The sequence below is a fragment of the Streptomyces hygroscopicus subsp. hygroscopicus genome (assembly GCF_001553455.1).
In the GTDB taxonomy this organism is placed as follows: domain Bacteria; phylum Actinomycetota; class Actinomycetes; order Streptomycetales; family Streptomycetaceae; genus Streptomyces; species Streptomyces hygroscopicus.
This window is the reverse complement of record NZ_BBOX01000617.1, coordinates 1-3,377: the sequence shown is the minus strand read 5'-3', so window position 1 is coordinate 3,377 and position 3,377 is coordinate 1. Positions and strand designations below refer to the sequence as shown.

Genomic DNA, 3,377 nt, shown 5'->3' with positions numbered 1-3,377 from the left:
ACCGCGGGTCTGGATGCCCGTTACTGGGTGCGTAATCTGCGGGAGCGGGTGCGGTTCGCCGACGCGGTCCAGGCGTTGCTGGCCGATGGTCACCGGGTGTTCATCGAGGCCAGCACCCACCCCGTCCTCACCATGGGCATGCGGGAGTGCTTCGAGGAGGCGGGCGTCCCCGCCACCACCGTGCCCACGCTGCGGCGCGGCCACGGGGACCTGGCCCAGCTGACGAAGTCGGTCGCGCAGGCGTTCCTCGCCGGGGCCGAGGTGGACTGGTCGGCCGCGTTCCCGGCCGACCCCCCGCCCCGCACGGTCGACCTGCCCACCTACGCCTTCCAGCGCGAGCGCTACTGGCTGGACACCCCCGGCGGACGCGGCGGGGACCCGGCCGCCCTCGGGCTGGCCGCCGCGGACCATCCGCTGCTTGGCGCCGCGGTGCGGCTCGCCGACGGCAGCGGCCATGTGCTGACCGGACGCATCTCCCCGCAGACACATGGCTGGCTCGCCGACCATGTGGTGGCGGGCGTGGCCCTGGTGCCCGGGGCCGCCCTGATGGAGTGGGCGCTGCGGGCCGCCGACGAGGCAGACGGCGGTGCGGTGGAGGAACTCGCACTGCGGCTGCCGCTGGTGATGCCCGCGACGGGCGGCCGGTGCGTCCAGGTGGTGGTGGGCCCTCCCGCCGACGACGGACGCCGCGACATCGCCGTCTACTCCGGCCCCGGCGACGGCCCGCGCACGGGTGGGGACGCCGACTGGACGTGCCACGCCGTGGGCGTCCTCGGCCCCGCCGTACCGGAGGGCCGGGCGGAGGAGCTGACCGGGACCTGGCCTCCGCCCGGAGCGCGGCCGGTGGACACCGAGGGGTTCTACCCACGCGCCGCCGCCTCCGGTTACGCGTACGGCCCGGCGTTCCAGGGGCTGCGCGCGGTGTGGCGGGACGGCTCGGATCTGCTGGCCGAGGTACACCTGCCCGAGGCCGCCGGAGGGCCCGGTGGATTCGGGGTCCACCCCGCCCTGCTGGACGCGGTCCTGCATCCGGCAGTGCTGACCGAGCCTCCCGGCGCGGGGCCCGGACCCGAGCCGGCCGAGCAGCGGATGTGGCTGCCGTTCACCGTGAACGGCCTGTCCCTGTGGGCATCCGAGGCCACCGCCGTACGGGTCCGGCTCACCCCTCGCCCACAGGCCGCCGAGGACGAGCGCACCCTGCGGGTCGTCGTCGCCGACGCCGTGGGCACCCCGGTGCTGACCATCGACGCGCTGGTGCTGCGGCCCGCCGAACCCGGCCAACTGCGGTCCGTGGACACCGGTGCGGCGACCGCCGGCAGCGGTGGCGGCGTAACCGTACGGCGGCGCGCCGCGGCCGCCGACGTCGGGGCGTCGTCCGCCGACTGGGCCGCCCGGCTGGCGCGGCTGTCGGCCGTCGACCGGTACCGCACGCTCCTCGGCCTGATACGCGACCACGCCGCCACCGTGCTGGGACATACCGACGCCGAGGCGGTGCACGCCGACGTGAGCTTCAAGGAACTGGGCTTCGAGTCGCTGACCGCGGTCGAACTGCGCGATCGGCTCGCGGCCGCCACCGGACTGCGGCTCCCCGCGGCCCTCGTCTTCCGGTACCCGACGCCGGAAGGCGTCGCCCACCACCTCGTGCGACGGCTGTCCTCCGAGACCACCGCCGCCCCCACCGCGATCGTGCCTCCGGACACACAGGTGCCACGGCAGCCGACGCATGAGATGAGCGCGGCCCAACGGCTGGAGTCCGCGTCCGCGGATCAGGTCCTTGAGTTTATTGACAACGAGCTTGGTGTGTCCTGAATGTGCCGGGCGCGACGATCGCTGAAGGCCGGGTGACCCCTCATGGCGAACGAAGAGAAACTGGTCGAGTATCTCAAGCGCGTGTCCGCCGATCTGCACGATACGCGGCTGCGCTTGCGCGAGGTGGAGGAGCGCGCCCGGGAGCCGGTGGCCGTGGTCGGCATGGCCTGCCGTTTTCCCGGCGGGATCACCTCACCGGAGGGGCTGTGGGAACTGCTCGTCTCCGGCGTCGACGCGATCGGGGACTTCCCGACGGACCGCGGCTGGGACCTGGACAGCCTCTACCACCCCGATCCGGAGCACTACGGCACCAGCTGTGTCCGCCAGGGCGGTTTCGTCGCGGCGGACCGGTTCGACGCGGCGTTCTTCGGCATCAGCCCCAGGGAAGCGCTGGCCATGGACCCGCAGCAGCGGCTGGTGCTGGAGACGGCCTGGGAATCCCTGGAACGGGCCGGTATCGACCCGGTGACGCTGAAGGGGACCCGCACCGGTGTCTACGCCGGTGTGTCCAGCCAGGACTACCTGTCCCGGGCACCACGCATCCCCGAGGGCTTGGAGGGCTATGCCACCACCGGCGGGCTCACCAGCGTGATCTCGGGCCGGGTGGCCTACACCTTCGGCCTGGAGGGACCGGCGGTGACGGTGGACACCGCGTGCTCGGCCTCGCTGGTGGCCCTGCACCTGGCGGTGCGGGCGCTGCGGCAGGACGAGTGCACCCTGGCCCTGGCGGGCGGCGTCACCTCACTCGCCACCCCCGTCATGTTCACCGAGTTCTCCCGGCAGCGCGCCCTGGCCCCGGACGGCCGGTGCAAGTCCTTCGCCGCCGACGCGGACGGCACCGGCTTCTCCGAAGGCGTCGGCCTGGTGGTGCTGGAGCGGCTGTCGGAGGCGCGGCGCAACGGCCATCGCGTGCTGGCGGTGATCCGCGGCTCGGCGGTCAACCAGGACGGCGCCAGCAACGGCCTCACCGCGCCCAACGACATGGCCCAGGAGCGCGTCATCGGCCAGGCGCTGGCCGACGCGGGGCTCGGTCCCGGTGACGTGGACGCGGTCGAGGCACACGGCACCGGCACCCAGCTCGGCGACCCCATCGAGGCCGAGGCCCTGATCGCCACCTACGGCCGGAACCGCCCCGCCGACCGGCCACTGCTGTTGGGTTCGCTGAAGTCCAACATCGGCCATACGCATGCGGCGGCCGGTGTGGCGGGCGTGATCAAGATGGTGATGGCCCTCCGGCACCCGCAACTGCCCGCGAACCTGCACCTTCACACCCCCACCCCGCATGTGGACTGGGAGGACAGCGGGCTGCGGCTGCTGACCGAGCCGGTGGACTGGCCCCGGCTGGAGCGGCCCCGCCGCGCGGCGGTGTCCTCCTTCGGCATCTCCGGAACGAACGCTCATCTGATCCTGGAGCAGGCTCCGGGGGTGGAGGGGCCGGGGGTGGGGTTGGTGTCGTCTGAGGTGGGTGGGGTGGTGCCGTGGGTGCTGTCGGGGCGGAGCGCGGAAGCGTTGCGGGGTCAGGCTGCGGCGTTGGCGGAGTGGGTGGGGGGCGGCTCCGAGTTTTCTTC

General features: G+C 73.6%; 2 protein-coding genes. Both read left to right on the top strand.

All coding sequences use genetic code 11. From position 1 onward, the window contains the following. On the top strand, window positions 1-1,809 hold a 1,809-nt coding region (locus AXW62_RS39350; protein ID WP_159061113.1), incomplete at its 5' end, for a polyketide synthase dehydratase domain-containing protein. A 42-nt stretch (window positions 1,810-1,851) separates the two neighbouring features. Further along, window positions 1,852-3,377 (top strand): type I polyketide synthase (locus AXW62_RS39345; protein ID WP_174556488.1); only part of this gene is annotated, 1,526 nt, incomplete at its 3' end.